At 64.5% G+C, this 15205-nt stretch carries 15 protein-coding genes; 11 read left to right on the top strand and 4 right to left on the bottom strand.

Going from position 1 to position 15205, the window contains the following annotated elements; translation table 11 throughout:
* Nucleotides 1–90 precede the first annotated feature (90 nt).
* Entirely contained in the window at nt 91–954 is an 864-nt protein-coding gene (locus A2I95_RS09580) for a helix-turn-helix transcriptional regulator (RefSeq protein WP_291729543.1), read from the top strand.
* Nucleotides 955–1147: 193 nt separating this feature from the next.
* Here the strand turns inward: A2I95_RS09580 and A2I95_RS09585 are convergent, their stop codons facing one another.
* The 3 genes from A2I95_RS09585 to A2I95_RS09595 all read right to left on the bottom strand — a co-directional run bounded on the left by A2I95_RS09585 (nt 1148) and on the right by A2I95_RS09595 (nt 4414).
* Nucleotides 1148–1921 (bottom strand): SDR family oxidoreductase, encoded by a 774-nt coding sequence (locus tag A2I95_RS09585; protein WP_291729544.1) that lies wholly within the window; start codon nt 1919–1921, stop codon nt 1148–1150.
* Nucleotides 1918–3390: a carnitine 3-dehydrogenase gene (locus tag A2I95_RS09590; RefSeq protein ID WP_291729545.1), complete on the bottom strand. Its 1473-nt coding sequence runs from the start codon at nt 3388–3390 to the stop codon at nt 1918–1920. The genes A2I95_RS09585 and A2I95_RS09590 overlap by 4 nt, the downstream gene beginning before the upstream one ends.
* Nucleotides 3391–3496: 106 nt before the next feature.
* A complete protein-coding gene (locus A2I95_RS09595) occupies nt 3497–4414 on the bottom strand; it encodes a 3-keto-5-aminohexanoate cleavage protein (RefSeq protein ID WP_291729546.1) in 918 nt (305 codons plus the stop codon).
* 133 nt (nt 4415–4547) lie between these two features.
* Between A2I95_RS09595 and A2I95_RS09600 the strand changes: the two genes are divergently transcribed.
* On the top strand, nt 4548–5531 hold the full coding sequence (locus A2I95_RS09600; RefSeq protein ID WP_291729656.1) for a GlxA family transcriptional regulator: 984 nt from the start codon (nt 4548–4550) through the stop codon (nt 5529–5531).
* A 229-nt stretch (nt 5532–5760) separates the two neighbouring features.
* On the opposite strand, the gene A2I95_RS09605 is transcribed toward A2I95_RS09600, so the two are convergent.
* Nucleotides 5761–6804, bottom strand: a complete 1044-nt coding sequence (locus tag A2I95_RS09605) for an aldo/keto reductase (RefSeq protein ID WP_291729547.1) — start codon at nt 6802–6804, stop codon at nt 5761–5763.
* 122 nt (nt 6805–6926) lie between these two features.
* On the opposite strand from A2I95_RS09605, the gene A2I95_RS09610 reads away from it, so the two are divergent.
* The 9 genes from A2I95_RS09610 (at nt 6927) to A2I95_RS09650 (ending at nt 15151) form a co-directional block, all read left to right on the top strand.
* A complete protein-coding gene (locus A2I95_RS09610) occupies nt 6927–7328 on the top strand; it encodes a rhodanese-like domain-containing protein (protein ID WP_291729548.1) in 402 nt (133 codons plus the stop codon).
* A gap of 20 nt (nt 7329–7348) precedes the next feature.
* Nucleotides 7349–8143, top strand: coding sequence for an alpha/beta hydrolase (locus tag A2I95_RS09615; protein WP_291729549.1), 795 nt, complete (start codon nt 7349–7351; stop codon nt 8141–8143).
* Nucleotides 8144–8242: 99 nt separating this feature from the next.
* The gene (locus A2I95_RS09620; RefSeq protein WP_291729550.1) at nt 8243–8707 is read left to right on the top strand and encodes a hypothetical protein; all 465 of its coding nucleotides are present in this window, start codon (nt 8243–8245) and stop codon (nt 8705–8707) included.
* Between the two features lie 200 nt (nt 8708–8907).
* The gene (locus A2I95_RS09625; protein ID WP_291729551.1) at nt 8908–9513 is read left to right on the top strand and encodes a YceI family protein; all 606 of its coding nucleotides are present in this window, start codon (nt 8908–8910) and stop codon (nt 9511–9513) included.
* A 108-nt stretch (nt 9514–9621) separates the two neighbouring features.
* Nucleotides 9622–10845, top strand: coding sequence for an MFS transporter (locus tag A2I95_RS09630; protein ID WP_291729552.1), 1224 nt, complete (start codon nt 9622–9624; stop codon nt 10843–10845).
* Nucleotides 10846–11105: 260 nt separating this feature from the next.
* A complete protein-coding gene (gene metG, locus A2I95_RS09635) occupies nt 11106–12824 on the top strand; it encodes a methionine--tRNA ligase (RefSeq protein WP_291729553.1) in 1719 nt (572 codons plus the stop codon).
* A gap of 369 nt (nt 12825–13193) precedes the next feature.
* Entirely contained in the window at nt 13194–13364 is a 171-nt protein-coding gene (gene hemP / locus A2I95_RS09640; protein ID WP_024089159.1) for a hemin uptake protein HemP, read from the top strand.
* A 10-nt stretch (nt 13365–13374) separates the two neighbouring features.
* On the top strand, nt 13375–13854 hold the full coding sequence (locus A2I95_RS09645) for a hypothetical protein (protein ID WP_291729554.1): 480 nt from the start codon (nt 13375–13377) through the stop codon (nt 13852–13854).
* 28 nt (nt 13855–13882) lie between these two features.
* Nucleotides 13883–15151: an imelysin family protein gene (locus A2I95_RS09650; protein ID WP_291729555.1), complete on the top strand. Its 1269-nt coding sequence runs from the start codon at nt 13883–13885 to the stop codon at nt 15149–15151.
* Nucleotides 15152–15205 lie beyond the last annotated feature (54 nt).

Genomic DNA, 15205 nt, shown 5'->3' on the forward strand with positions numbered 1-15205 from the left:
AGTGCTTGTTTCCAAACTACCGCAGCCGCGCCCTGTTCAGAATTCCGAATGCAGTTAACAAAACCCAGCAGATGTGATAATTTTTAACACATGATGGAAAATATTGACAAGCGGGTCCGGGCTGAGCAGTTCCGGCAAAGACTGAACCGGGCGCTGCGCGACAGCGGCCTCAGCCAAAGCGCCCTGGCCCGCGCCGTCAGCGTCGACCGCTCCACCATCTCGCAGCTCTTGACGGACGAGGGCGCGCGCCTGCCCAACGCCCATGTGGTCGGCGCCTGCGCCGGCGCCTTGGGCGTCTCCGCCGACTGGCTCCTCAGCCTCTCCGACCGCCCCGAAAGCGCGGCAGAACTGCTGGCCTCCAGCCTCACCCTCTCTGAGGCGCCCCGCGCCCTGGTGGATAAGCGGATCTTTGACTGGCACCAGGAGGCTGAAGGCTACAAGATCCGTCACGTCCCAGCCGCGCTGCCCGACATGCTGAAAACCCGCGCGCTGCTGGAGTGGGAGTATTCACCGCATCTGGGCCGCACCGCCGACCAGGCCATCGGCGCCTCCGAGGACCGCCTCACCTGGATGCGCCAGTCGCCCTCGGACTATGAAATCGCCATGCCGCTCTATGAACTCGACAGCTTCGCCCATGGCGTGGGATACTACGAAGGCCTGCCGTTGCAGATCCGGCTGGAACAACTCACCCAGTTCGAGCGCCTTTGCGAGCAGCTCTACCCCCGTCTGCGCATCTACCTGTTTGATGCCAAACGGCTTTATTCTTCACCGATCACCATCTTTGGTCCGCTGCTCTGCGTGTTCTATGCCGGCACGCATTATCTGGCCTTCCGCGACAAAGAGCGGATCGCCACATTTACCAGCCATTTCGACAATCTGGTGCGCGAGGCCGACATCACCGCCCGGCAGCTGCCTGGACGGCTCAGGGCGCTCAGGGCAGCGATCAGCAGCTAAGCCTGTTTCGCCCGGCCGATAGGCCGGGCTGCGCCTGCCTGCCCCCGGCAGGCGCATTCGCGCCAGCCCAGGCAGGTTCCGCCCTCTGCGATCCATCACGTGGGCTGGGCAATTCCGCCCCCCCATAATTCCTGCATAGGGCTTCGCCCGTTCGGCACTGAAACCGTCCCCCGGACGGTTTCCAAGACATGCCTCACACCTTCGGGTCCGGGTTCTCCGTATGCCCGTCCACGGCAATCACCTGACCGGACACCAGCCGCGCTGCGTCTGATCCCAAAAACACCGCCATATTGGCAATATCGCCGGCCTCGACAAACCGCCCCATAGAGGTGCCCGCGGCATAACCTGCATAGACCTCATCCCGCGTCATGCCCTTGGCCGCCGCCTCACGCTCCAAGACGCCCTCCATCCGCGGCCCTTCCACCGCGCCGGGGCAGATGACATTGGCACGGATGCCAAAGGGACCAAGCTCCATCGCCAGCGTTTTCATCAGCCCGATCACCGCCCATTTCGCCGAAGCATAAGGCGCCCGGTTCGGATAACCGTACTGCCCCGCGGTCGAGGACGTCACGATGATCGACCCGGCCATTGCCGCCTTCATCATAGGTGCCGCGTATTTCGCGGCCAGAAAGCAGCCCTCCAGGTTGACGCTCACGCATTTGCGCCAGTCCTCCAGCGCGATGTCCTCAATCAGCGCGGTCGGCCCGGCGACGCCTGCATTGGCACAGAGCACATCCACACCGCCCCAGACTTCAGCGATCTCGGCAAACAGCGCCTTGACCCCGGCCTCATCGGTGGCATCCACCGCCGTGGTGCGCCAACCCTCCGGCACGTCTGCCAGCGCCACCGCGCTGACATCCGTCACCCAGACCTGATACCCGGCGGCGGCAAAGCCCTCCGCCATGGCGCGGCCAATGCCGGAACCGCCGGCAGTGACCAGAACCCGGCTCTCTTGGAAGGCACTCATCGCGGCGCTCCGATCGCACGGCCCAGCCCCTCAGGTGCAGCCAGCCCCGCATGCGCTTCGGCCAGCTTCACCAGATTGGCCTCGATATGCGGCGCAGGCGGGGCGGAGCGGCGGGTCGCAAGATCCACATGCAGAAGCATGTGCTCCCCTGTCGCCAGCAGCCGCTCGCCACAGAACATCTCGTGCCACAGATGCATCTTCTTGCCCGCGCCCATGATCACCCGGGTCCGCACCTGGATCGGGTCGCCTGCATGCACTTCGTCGATGTGGCGGATGTGGGTTTCGGCGGTGAAGTAGCTGCCACCGTTGGCAATGTATTCCGCATCGCAGCCGATGATTATCATCAGCCGGTCGGTGGACTGGGCAAAGGCATCCAGATACCGGCTTTCGGTCATATGGCCGTTGTAATCGGTCCAATCCAGCGGCACCACGCGGCTCTGGGTCAGCACCGGCTGGCTCAGGTCCGCCAGATCGTCAACCGAGCTTACCAGCCCGGCTTCGCCCTCACGCCCCTTGTCATGGGCATTCTGCAGCGCACCCGCACCCCAGTCATTGTTGCCCAGCGCCCGCATCATGCCAACCAGATTGTCGTCGCGGATCTGCTCCATCTTGCGGATCGGCAGATGGCCGGACTGCGCATCCGACTGGCCTGCAATCAGATCGACCAGCTCGTCGTTGAACTCCGGCACATCCATCAGCTTGGTCCAGGGCCACGACAGGCAAGGGCCGAACTGCGCCATGAAATGCTTCATGCCCGCTTCGCCGCCCGCGACCCGATAGGTGTCAAACAGCCCCATCTGCGCCCAGCGGATGCCAAAGCCATAGCGGATCGCGTTGTCGATCTCCTCGGTGGTGGCTATGCCGTCCTTGACCAGCCACAAGGCCTCGCGCCAGACCGCCTCCAGAAAGCGGTCGGCCACATGGGCGTCAATCTCCTTTTTCAGGTGCAAGGGATACATGCCCAGCCCCGAGATGATTTCCTTGGCCCGGTCGATGACGCCTGCCGGGTTGGCCGCCGTTGTGACCAGCTCCACCAGCGGCAGCAGGTAGACCGGGTTGAAGGGATGCGTGACCACAATCTGACCGGGGTTCTCCCGCCCGTCCTGCAATTGCGACGGCTTGAAGCCCGAGGTCGAAGACCCGATCACCGCATCCGGCGCGCAATGGGCCTGCAACTCCGCATAGACCTTCTGCTTCAGATCCAGCCGCTCCGGCACGCTCTCCTGAACCCACTCCGCGCCGTCCACGGCGCCGGCAATGGTCTCGTGGAACGTCAGGCTGCCTTCCGCTGGCAGCGCCACATTGCCCAGACCGGGCAAGGAGCGCCGCGCATTGCCCAGCACTTCGCTGATCTTGCGCTCTGCTTCCGGGTCCGGGTCAAAGACCCGCACATCCCAGCCGTTCAGAAGGAACCGCGCGGCCCAGCCGCCGCCAATAACCCCGCCGCCAATGATTGCTGCTGTTTTCATCTGCTTCCCTTTGAGAACCGCCCGGCTCTTCTTCTGGCCCAAAATATCCTGGGGCTTGGGGGCTAACCCCCAATTCCTTCAATTCAACGAAACCGCTGATCGCCGCTTACTGCGCCGCCGGCGCGCGCTTGGTCAGCCCCAGCTTTTCGCGCACCTCCGCCGGTCCCATCAGCTTGCCGCCCATGTTCTCGATGATGGTGCCAGCCCGCTCCACCAGCTGCCAGTTCTCCGCCAGCTGACCCTTGCCGAGCCACAGATTGTCCTCCAGCCCGACCCGCACATTGCCGCCGGCCAGCACAGACGCCGCCACATAGGCCATCTGATCCCGGCCCAGCGAGAACGCCGACCAGTTCCAATCGCTGGGCACATTGTTGACCATCGCCATAAAGGTATTAAGGTCGTTCGGCGCGCCCCAGGGTACCCCCATGCACAGCTGCACCAGGGCGGGGCTGTCGAGAATGCCCTCTTTCACCAGTTGCTTGGCAAACCACAGATGGCCGGTGTCGAACGCCTCGATCTCCGGCTTCACACCCAGATCGGTCATCATCTGCCCCATCGCCCGCAGCGCGCCGGGGGTGTTGGTCATCACGTAATCGGCCTCGGCAAAGTTCATGGTGCCGCAATCCAGCGTGCAGATCTCCGGCAGGCACTCGGCAATGTGCGCCACCCGCTCAGAGGCACCGATCATGTCGGTCGCTGCCTCATTCACCGGAAACGGGCTCTCGACCCCGCCAAAGACGATATCGCCGCCCATGCCCGCGGTCAGGTTCAGAACCACGTCGACCTCTGCGTCGCGGATCCGGTCGGTCACCTCTCGGTAATAGTCCAGTCGGCGCGACGGCACCCCGGTCTCCGGATCACGCACATGGCAGTGCACCACGGCGGCGCCGGCCTTGGCCGCCGCAATGGCGCTGTCGGCAATTTCCTTGGGCGAACGCGGCACATGCGGGCTGCGGTCCTGGGTGCCGCCAGAGCCGGTCACGGCACAGGTGATAAAGACGTCCCGGTTCATTTCCAGAGGCATTTTGATTTTCCCTTCGATGTACAGGGTTTTGCCTTGGGTTATCCCCAGGCTCTTCCCCAGATTCTGATTTGCGCTAAGGCCGACTCTGCCGCAGCCTTTTACGGCACAGTTTACACCAGGCGAATCGAAGTTGATAAAATCCGCAAAAAACATCCTGCAGCCCGAGCATCAGCCGCTGAAAACCGCGGTTCTGGTGCTGGATGAATGCAACACGCTGTCCTTTGCGGCTGCCGTTGACCCGATGCGCGCCGCCAACCGGCTGGCCGGACGGGCAGCGTTTGACTGGGACTATGTCAGCGCCACAAACGAGCCGCCGATGCTGACCAGCGGCCTCACCGTGCCCAGCTTTCCGCTGGCCCGGCTGCAGGGCTGCGAGCTGCTGATTGTCTTGGCCGGCTTCCAGCTGGCGCGGCATGCCACTCCCAGCCTGCTAGCGGGCCTGCGCCGCATCGCCGCCACCGGCGCCACCATTGCAGGCATCGACGGCGGCCCCTGGCTGATGGCCGAGGCCGGGCTGCTGGACGGCCATCCGGCGACCAACCACTGGGAGGATCTGGAAAACTTCGCCAGCCGCTTCCCCGAGGTTGACGTCCGCAACGACCGCTTCACCGTCTCCGATGGCCGCCTGACCTCCGGCGGTGCCACCCCGGCGATCGAGATGATGCTGCATATCATCAGCGCCCGCCACGGCGCCGGCTTTGCCGCCCGCGTGGCCGGGCTGTTCCTGTATGACGGCCCCGCCGCAGAACCGCGACCGCAAAGCCGCCTGGGCGGTCACAAGCACAATGCGCTCACTGCCAAGGCCAATGCCCTGATGGAGGCCGCTCTGGACGAGCCGCTGCCGCTCAGCGCGCTGGCCGAAACCCTCGGCACCAGCCCGCGCAGCCTGCAGCAGCAGTTCCGCCTGCGGCTCAACACCACGCCGCAGGATCATTATCTGCAACTGCGCCTGGCCGAGGCCCGCCGCCTGGTCACCGACACCGACCTGCCGCTGATGGAGGTGGCCATCGCCACCGGCTTCACCTCGCAATCCAGCTTTGCCCGCGCCTTCCGCACCGCGCATGGCACCTCTGCCCGCGACCTGCGCCAGGAGCAGGCCCGCCCGACGGCACACTGACCGGCAGCCCGGCCTCGTGGGTCAAGGGCTGCGCAGCGGCGGTGCGCAGCACCGTTGCCCCTTGACGCGCAACCCGGAATACAATTGCCAAGGCGTTTCAGGGCAAACCTGCCCCTGAAGCGCCTCTCAGAAAAACCTTCACGCTGCGCAGCAGCGCCCGGCCCAACCGGCCAAGGGCATTTCAATGCCCGCAGACCGGGCGGGAGTTCCCCGCCTGCCAGGTCTCCCTTCAATACGGCATCGGATGCGCCCGGTGCGCGGCATTGATTTCGTCCAGCACCTCCCGGCTCAGCTCCAGCTCCACTGATTTCAGCACATGCTCCAGCTGCGGCATATGGGTGGCACCAAAGATCGCCGAGGTCATGAACGGCCGGGTCCGGCACCAGGCCAGAGCCATATGCACCGGATCCAGCCCGTGCCGCTTGGCAATCTCCAGATAGGCCGCCACCGCATCGTATACCCGCGGCGAATGGCGCCCGCCCAGCTCCGGGTTGATGGCCTTGCGCGAACCCTCCGGCACCGCCCCGTCCTGATACTTGCCGGTCAAAAGCCCGGTGCCCAGCGGCGAAAACGCCAGCAAGCCCACATCCTCATTCACGCTCAGCTCGGCCAGATCGGTGTCGTACATCCGGCAGACCAGAGAATATTCGTTCTGGATCGATGCCACCCGCGGCCCGCCGCGCGCCTCAGCAATCCGCAGCCATTGCGCGGTGCCCCAGGCGCTCTCATTGGACAGGCCAAAGGCGCGGATGGTGCCGCGCGCCACCTCGCGCTGCAGCGCCTCCAGGCAGTCCTCCATATTGGCCAGCGTCTCTTCCCGGTTCTGGCTCGAGGGGTCATAGCTCCAGTTCTGCCGGAACATGTAACTGCCCCGGTTCGGCCAATGGAACTGGTAAAGGTCGATGTAATCCGTCTTGAGCCGCTTCAGCGAGGCCTCGATCGTGGGCGCGATGGTCCTGGAGGAAATCGGCGCCCCGTCGCGCACATGCTGCATCCCCGCGCCGGAATGCTTGGTCGCCAGGATGTACTCGCCCCGCCGCCCTGTCTGCGCATTCCAATTGCCGATGATCCGCTCGCTGTTGCCCAGGGTCTCCGCACTCACCGGATTGACCGGATACATCTCGGCGGTATCAACAAAGTTCACGCCGCCCTCCAGCGCCCGGCCGATCTGCGCATGAGCCTCGGTCTCAGGCGTCTGGGTGCCGAATGTCATCGTGCCCAGGCACAGTTCAGACACCATCATGCCGGTGCGTCCCAATGGGTTCAGTTTCATGCCGCGCGCTCCCCTGTTCCGGATTTGCCTGCGACCCTAAGGCCCCGCCCGGGAAGTGCAAGCCGCTTGCACATGCGCGGCAAACCCGCCAGCCTCTGCACAATTCAAGGAAAGGAGATCCGATGCCGCAAACCATCACCAAAGGTGTCAAGGCGCTGCTGGCCGAGGCGGGCAGCTTGGTGGAAACCATGCCGGTCGCGGAGGCAAAACAGAAGGTTCTGGATGAGGACTACGTCTTCATCGACCTGCGCGATATCCGCGAGCTGCAGCGCACCGGTATAATCCCCGGCGCGTTTTCCTGCCCGCGCGGCATGCTGGAATTCTGGATCGACCCCGAAAGCCCCTATCACAAGCCGGTGTTCAACCAGGACAAAACCTATGTGTTTTACTGCGCCAGCGCCTGGCGCTCAGCCCTCAGCGCCAAGGCCGCGATTGAGATGGGCCTGAAACCGGTTGTGCATCTGGAGGGCGGCTTTAGCGAATGGGCCAAACAGGGCGGCCCGGTTGTGCCGCGCGAAGGCTGAACCCGCCGGAGTTTCACAGGATGCAACCGGTCTCCCGCACCACCCGGCGGCACGGCGCCCCGCCCTTCACGGCTGCCGTGCTGCATGGCGGCCCCGGTGCAGCCGGGGAAATGGCGCCTGTGGCGCAGGAACTGGCGGCCCGCGGGCACGGCGTGCTGGAACTGCTGCAAACGGAAGCATCCATTGCCGGACAGATTTCCGAATTGCGGCAGCAGCTGGAGACAGCCTGTGCCGGTCCGGCGGTTCTGATCGGCTTTTCCTGGGGTGCCTGGCTGGCCTGCCTGCTGGCGGCCCGGCATCCGGCGCGGGTCTCGAAACTGGTGCTGGCGGGCTGCCCGCCGTTTACCGCCGGGCATACCGCAGGAATCGAAACCGCGCGTCAGGCCCGTTTGCAGCCTGCAGAATGGCAGGAATTGAACGCATTGCTGCACGGTTCCGGCATGGAGACGGCGGCGGGACTGGCGCAGGCTTTGCGCCTTCTGGAGAAATCGGAAGCTTGCAAACCGCTGCCGGATCTTCCCCGCCCTGCCATTTCCTTTGACCGGGAGATTTTCAACCGCGTCTGGCCAGAGGCTGCCGGCTTGCGCCGGTCCGGCGCTTTGCTGCGCGAGGCGGCCAGGATCCGCTGCCCGGTAACGGCGCTTCATGGTGATCACGATCCCCACCCGGCAAATGGCGTGGAGCTGCCGTTGCGCAAGATCCTACCGGATTTCAGCTTCCACCTGCTGCAGCGCTGCGGCCACAAGCCCTGGATTGAGGACCATGCGAGAGCTGTTTTCTTCCAGACGCTTGAGGACAAGCTTGCCCGGGTCTGACGGAATTTGCCAGCCCCACCCGGGTCCTGTTCGTGCAGGCCCCCCGGACGGAGGATCAGCTTTGGGCCATGGAGGAAGCCTTGCGCAGCGGCGCTGGTGGTGACCGAACCGGCTGAGCCGCCCGCCATCACCCCGGTGCGGCGGCTGCATCTGGCGGCAGAGCGTGGCGGGCGTTTCGGCCCGGCGCCGCTGGGCCTGCTGCTGCCCCCCGGCACAGGCGGCGCCCAGGGCATCGAAAACCGCTGGCACCTGGCGCGTGCCCATACCTCTTTCCCTCATGATCTTGTGCCCCATGACCTGCCTGAACATAGCCCCCCGCCCGGCCCGGCCGGGGATGGCGCTGCAAAGACCCGGAAGTGCTGGACCTTGCAGCGCCTGCGCGCCCGTACCCTGCCGCCTTGCAGCTGGCAAATCGCCCAGGCCGCTGGCAGCAGCCTGCTCCGGCCTGCTTCGTGCCGTCCTGCCATCCGCACAGCAGCCCCGCACGCCCAAGACGGGCCCCAGCACCAAGACGATGCCCTCCCGCGCCCGCAGGCGGTGCTGGCTGCGCCAGCACATCCTTAGCGGCCTTGGGCCCGGCACCGGGCATAGCCCGGTGCCGGGCCCAACAGGCAGAAGCTTTTGCCAGAAAGCTGAAGCCTGGCGGGAGCACACCGGCGCTTCACAGGCGCACCCGCGAAAGTGAACAGCCTGCAGCGGAAAACCCGGATAAGCTCAGAGCGCAGCATGGATAGCTGCGTGGAAAGCAGAGTAGAAAACCCCGCATGAGCCAACCCTGGATGCACCGGCGGACCCTGATCGCCTGCCTGACCGCAGGCCTGCTGGCCCCATACAGGCTGCAGGCCGCGGCACTGCCTTACCGGTTGATGCCAGATGCCACCGAGGTGCGCTTCACCTTCCGGCTCAGCGGCCAGCCGCAGCATGGAAGGATCCCGGTGCGTACCGCCCGCATCCGGATTGATCCGCAGAATCTGGCCCGCAGCCAGGCCGATATCACGCTTGACGCAAGCCGGGCCCGGACCGGGCTGATCTTTGCCACCGAAGCACTGAAAAGCCCCAGCGTGCTCAACACTGCGCGCTTTCCGGAGATCCGCTTCCGCTCGACCCGCGTCCGCCTCGGGCCTGATGGGCGGCTTTCCGGCGGCGCGCAGATCGGCGGCGAACTGACCCTGCGCGGAACCACCCGGCCGCTGACCTTGCAATCCGCGCTCTACCGCCGGCCCGGCACCGCAGCGAATGACTTGCGGGAACTGGACGTGCATCTCAGCGGCAGCCTCAGCCGTGCGGCCTTTGGCGCCAGCGGCTATCCTGATCTTGTCGCTGATCAGGTAACACTCGCCATCAAGGCCCGCATCCGCCAGGCAGGCTAAACCCTGGTCCGCGCCCGGTGCCGAAAAACACCGGCTCGCAAGAATACGACACCGCAATGACGGAAACCGGCTGGCAATGCCGCCGCAGCCTGTCATGGTCGGGCCGTTATGCGCCTGATCATCTCCTTTGCCGCCCTGTTCCTTTCCGTCATCCTGCTGCAGCTCTCAACCGGAGGCGTCGGCCCGCTTGATGCCATCTCGGGCCTGACGCTGAACTTCACCAAAGAGCAGATCGGCCTCCTCGGCTCGGCGCATTTCTTAGGCTTCTTCATCGGCTGCTGGTGGGCACCGCGGCTGATGGGCAATGTCGGCCATTCCCGCGCCTTTGCGGTCTGCACAGCCCTTGGGGCGATGGGGCTGCTGGGCCATACGCTCACCGAAAACCCCTATGCCTGGGCGGCGATGCGGATTGCCTCGGGCCTCTGCGTGGCCGGCGCCTATACGGTGATCGAGGCCTGGCTCAACGCCAAGGTCACCAATGAAAACCGCGGCCGCGCCATGGGCACCTACCGGATTGCCGATATGAGCGCCTCCCTGGCGGCGCAGCTGATCATCGCGGTGCTGCCGCCTGCAGTCTATATCTCCTACAACCTGCTGGCCGTGATTTGCTGCGCCGCACTGCTGCCCCTGACCCTGACCAAGGCCAGCCAGCCGGAAACCCCCGATGCGCCGCGGCTGCGCCCCAAACTGGCCTGGCGCTGTTCGCCGCTGGCGGTGGCGGGCGTGATTGTGGCCGCGCTCAGCTCCGCCTCGTTCCGGATGGTCGGCCCGGTCTATGGCCAGGAAGTCGGGCTGGAGATCGGCCAGATCGCCTTTTTCCTGGCCTCCTTCGTGCTGGGCGGCGCGCTGGCGCAATACCCGATGGGCTGGCTGGCCGACAAATACGACCGCCGATGGGTGCTGATCTGGCTTTCCGTGGCTGCCATCTTCAGCTGCGCTGTCACCATGGCTGCCAGCGGCACCGGCACCCTAGGGGTGATGCTGGCGGCGGGGTTCTTCGGGTTCACCACCTTCCCGATCTTCTCGGTCTCTGCAGCCCATGCCAACGATTTTGCGACATCGGAAGAGCGGGTGGAGCTGGCCGCAGCGCTGATGTTCTTCTTTGCTTTGGGCGCCATCGCCAGCCCCTATGTCTCCTCAACGCTGATCAGCCTGTACGGACCGCCTGCCCTGTTTGCCTATGTGGCCTGCGGCCATGTGCTGCTGATCGCCTTCGGTCTCAGCCGGATGAAAGTCCGCGCCACCCCGGAAGAGCGCACCAGCTATGTCTATGCGCCGCGCACCTCCTTCACCATCGGCCGCCTGCTGAAGCGCACGCGCGAACGGCGGTAAAACAGGTCAGCATCTCTGTCCGATTGTTTCGCGCGCGAAACAATCGGACAGCAGCTCTTACCCTTTAAGGATATGTTTACAAACAGCATTCCTTCCCGAAAATCTCAACGCCGGGGGCAGTGGGCAAAATGCCACCCTGCGCAGGGCGAGCAATTTGCCTGCCTCTCCGCCAGCTGTGTCCCGCCCGGCGCACACCAGGGGTTTCCGCCGCCTGCGCCATGCGGTAGACGGGCCTTTGACGCATTACCTGGATGGATAGCATGGCACGCATTCTGATCACTTCCGCGATCCCCTACATCAACGGGATCAAGCATCTGGGCAACCTGGTGGGCTCGCAGCTGCCGGCCGACCTGTACGCCCGGTTCCAGCGTGGACGCGGCAACGAGGTGATGTTCCTCTGCGCCACCGACGAGCACGGAACCCCGGCTGAGCTGGCCGCCGCCAAGGCGGATAAGCCGGTGGCGGAATACTGCGCCGAAATGCACGCCGTCCAGTCGGAGATCGCCAAGGGGTTTGCGCTGTCATTCGACCATTTCGGCCGTTCTTCCAGCCTGCAGAACCACGCGCTGACCCAGCATTTCGCCGGCAAGCTGGCCGAAGCGGGCCTGATCCGCGAAGTGACCGAAAAGCAGGTCTATTCCAATACTGACGGCCGCTTCCTGCCCGACCGCTATATCGAGGGCACCTGTCCCAACTGCGGCTATGAACGCGCCCGCGGCGACCAGTGCGAGGAATGCACCAAGCAGCTGGATCCGACCGACCTGATCAACCCGCGCTCTGCCGTTTCCGGCTCCACCGATCTGGAAGTGCGCGAGACCAAGCACCTGTACCTGTGCCAGTCGCAGCTGAAGGACCAGCTGGACGCCTGGATCGACAGCAAGAACGACTGGCCCATCCTGACCACCTCGATCGCCAAGAAATGGCTGCATGACGGCGACGGCCTGCAGGACCGCGGCATCACCCGTGATCTGGACTGGGGCGTGCCGGTCAAGAAGGGCGGCGCGGACTGGCCCGGCATGGAGGGCAAGGTCTTCTACGTCTGGTTCGACGCGCCGATCGAATACATTGCCTGCGCCGCCGAATGGGCCGAGGCCAATGGCAAATCAGACGCCGACTGGCAGCGCTGGTGGCGCACCGACAAAGGCGCCGGGGATGTGAAATACGTTCAGTTCATGGGCAAGGACAACGTGCCCTTCCACACCCTGTCGTTCCCGGCCACCATTCTGGGCTCCGGCGAGCCGTGGAAGATGGTCGACCACCTGAAGTCCTTCAACTACCTGAACTATGACGGCGGCCAGTTCTCGACCAGCCAGGGGCGCGGTGTGTTCATGGATCAGGCGCTGGAGATCCTGCCGGCGGATTACTGGCGCTGGTGGCTGCTGTCCCACGCGCCGGAAAGCAGCGATTCCGAGTTCACCTGGGAGAACTTCCAGCAATCCGTGAACAAGGATCTGGCCGACGTGCTGGGCAACTTCGTTTCCCGCATCACCAAATTCTGCCGCTCCAAGTTCGGCGAGGAAGTTCCGGCAGCCGGGGAATACGGCGAACAGGAACAGGCGCTGATTGCAGAACTCACCACCCGCATCCGCGCCTATGAAGGCCACATGGAAGCGATGGAAGTCCGCAAATCGGCGCAGGAGCTGCGGGCGATCTGGGTCGCGGGCAACGAATACCTGCAGTCCGCCGCGCCCTGGTCGGTGTTCAAAACCGACCCCGGCCGCGCCGCCGCACAGGTGCGTCTGGGGCTGAACCTGATCCGCCTTTACGCGGTGCTGTCGGCCCCCTTCATCCCGCAGGCTTCGGACACGTTGATGACGGCGATGAATTCAGACGACCGCAACTGGCCCGAAGATGCGGCAGCTGCCCTGTCAACCCTGCCCGCAGGCCACAGCTTCACCGTGCCCGAGGTGCTTTTTGCCAAGATCACCGACGAGCAGCGCGAGGAGTGGCAGGCACGTTTTTCCGGCACCCGCGCCTAATTCTTTGCCTATAGAATTCTGAAAGGCCGCCCATTGGGCGGCCTTTTCTGTTTCCCCTATCCCCTTCTGGCATCGCAGAAATTATTCCCTACTAAAAAACTCAGATTGACATACCTGAGTGAATAATTCAGGTATACAGCATTCCAGCCAGCCTGACTCGGATCAGGCGAGCCCGAGCGACGTGTAATCAACCGAGATCGCCCCCATGCCGACCAGAGACAGCCGCCACCGCGGCCCGCAGACAACTGAGCTGGAGCCCGAAGACATGCGCCAATTGTGGCCGCAGGTCTTTGCGCCGTCCGGCGCTCTGTCCGGTTTTTGTCTGGAATGGCTTCTGGACAGGGCGGAATTCAGCAATGGGCGGAAGATATGAACCAGATTGCCTCCAAGCCGGTGCCGACCACCGCAACCACCGAAGTGTTCCCCACCTACCACGCCGAAGACCTGACCCGCGGCGGCGCGCAGGCCCGTATTCTGCTGAACGGGCAGATCTATTCGCTGCGCATCACCCGCGCAGGCAAACTGATCCTGACCAAGTGAGCGGGCGGCCATGAGCACTGCGCACTCCTCTCCCCGCGGCGGCGTGACCGTCGGCACCCTGTCCGAGCTGCCGCCGCTGGAAGCCGGCGCGGTGATCTACCTGCGCCACTGGTTTTCCGGCGCCGAGACCCGCGACCAGATGCGCCGCGACTTCGAGGTGAACTTCGGCCCGGAAATGGCCACGGCCGCGTTTGAGGCCTTTGGCTATCTTTGCAACTTCTGCGCCGCCCATGGCCGCCGCCCGCTGGTGCGCCACGGCATGACCTGCAAATGCCTGGGCGCGGATGAGAACTGTTTTGCCAACCTCCTGGCCTGTGCTGCCGAGGGCCAGCAGGACGACGCGCATATCCTTGCCTCGCTGATCGTCACCCCGCGCAAAGCGTCTGAGCTGACGCAGCTGGCGTCTGACTGCGGCTTGCTGATGCAACAGATCATGGCGCCGCGCCCGCCGCTGCAACCGGCCCGGCCCGCCACGGCCACTCTCCACTGAATTTGACACAGACTTAAGGACTTAGCTGATGAAATCTCTGTTTCTCACGGGCACTGCCCTTGCCGGTCTCGCCTTTGGCGCCACCACAGCCGTTGCGGCAGACAAGGCAGCAGTGCTGACCAACTACGCCAACATCGCCGAGGCCAAATACCAGGACAGCCTGGCCACCGCCAAAGGGCTGAAAGCCGCCGTTGACGCGCTGGTCGCACATCCGTCAGCTGAGAACCTGGAGGCTGCCCGCACCGCCTGGATCGCCGCCCGCGTGCCGTATCAGCAGTCCGAAGTCTTCCGCTTCGGCAACGCCATTGTCGACGACTGGGAAGGCAAGGTGAACGCCTGGCCGCTGGACGAAGGCCTGATCGACTATGTGGACGCCTCTTATGGCGGCCCGACCGACGAGAACACCCTGGCGGCACTGAACATCATCGCCAATCCCAGCTTTGAGCTGTCGGGCAAGGCCATCGACGCCGCCAAGATAACGCCGGAGCTGCTGGAAGGCGCCCTGCATGAGGCAGACGGCGTCGAGGCCAACGTCGCCACCGGCTACCACGCCATCGAATTCCTGCTGTGGGGGCAGGATCTGAAAGGCACCGGACATGGCGCCGGCGACCGCCCCTGGACCGACTATGCCCAAGGCGACGCCTGCACCAACGGCAACTGCGACCGCCGCGGCGAATACTTGCAAGCGGCGACCGAGCTGCTGATCACCGACCTGGAGTGGATCGCCGCACAGTGGGGCGCCAAGGGTGAAGCCCGCACCACGCTGCTGGCGGATGAAAACGCCGGCATCACCGCGATGCTGACCGGCATGGGCTCGCTGTCTTACGGCGAACAGGCGGGCGAACGGATGCGCCTTGGCCTGATGCTGAACGACCCCGAGGAAGAGCACGATTGCTTCTCCGACAACACCCACAACAGCCACTATTACGATGGTTTGGGCGTGCAGAACGTCTATCTGGGCGAATATGTGCGCGTGAACGGCGCGCTGGTCTCCGGCGCATCGCTGGCGGATCTGGTTGCCGCCAAGGACGCGGACCTGGACGCCGAAATGCGCAGCAAGCTGGCAGGCACAATGCAGGCGCTTGGCCGCATCAAAACCGCAGCCGAAGCAGGCCTCTCCTATGACCAGATGCTGGCGCAGGGCAACAAAGCCGGCGAAGCGCTGGTGATGGGCGGCGTTAACGGGCTGATCGACCAGACCCGCTCGATCGAGCGCGTTGTGACCACCCTGGATCTGAGCGGCGTTGCCATCGAAGGCTCCGACAGCCTTGACAATCCCTCGGCAGTCTTCGAATAAGGCTCGGCACGTAATAACATAACAAAATCTAAAGTTAGAGGAGCCCGGCCGGCG

The organism is Leisingera sp. F5 (assembly GCF_001593695.1).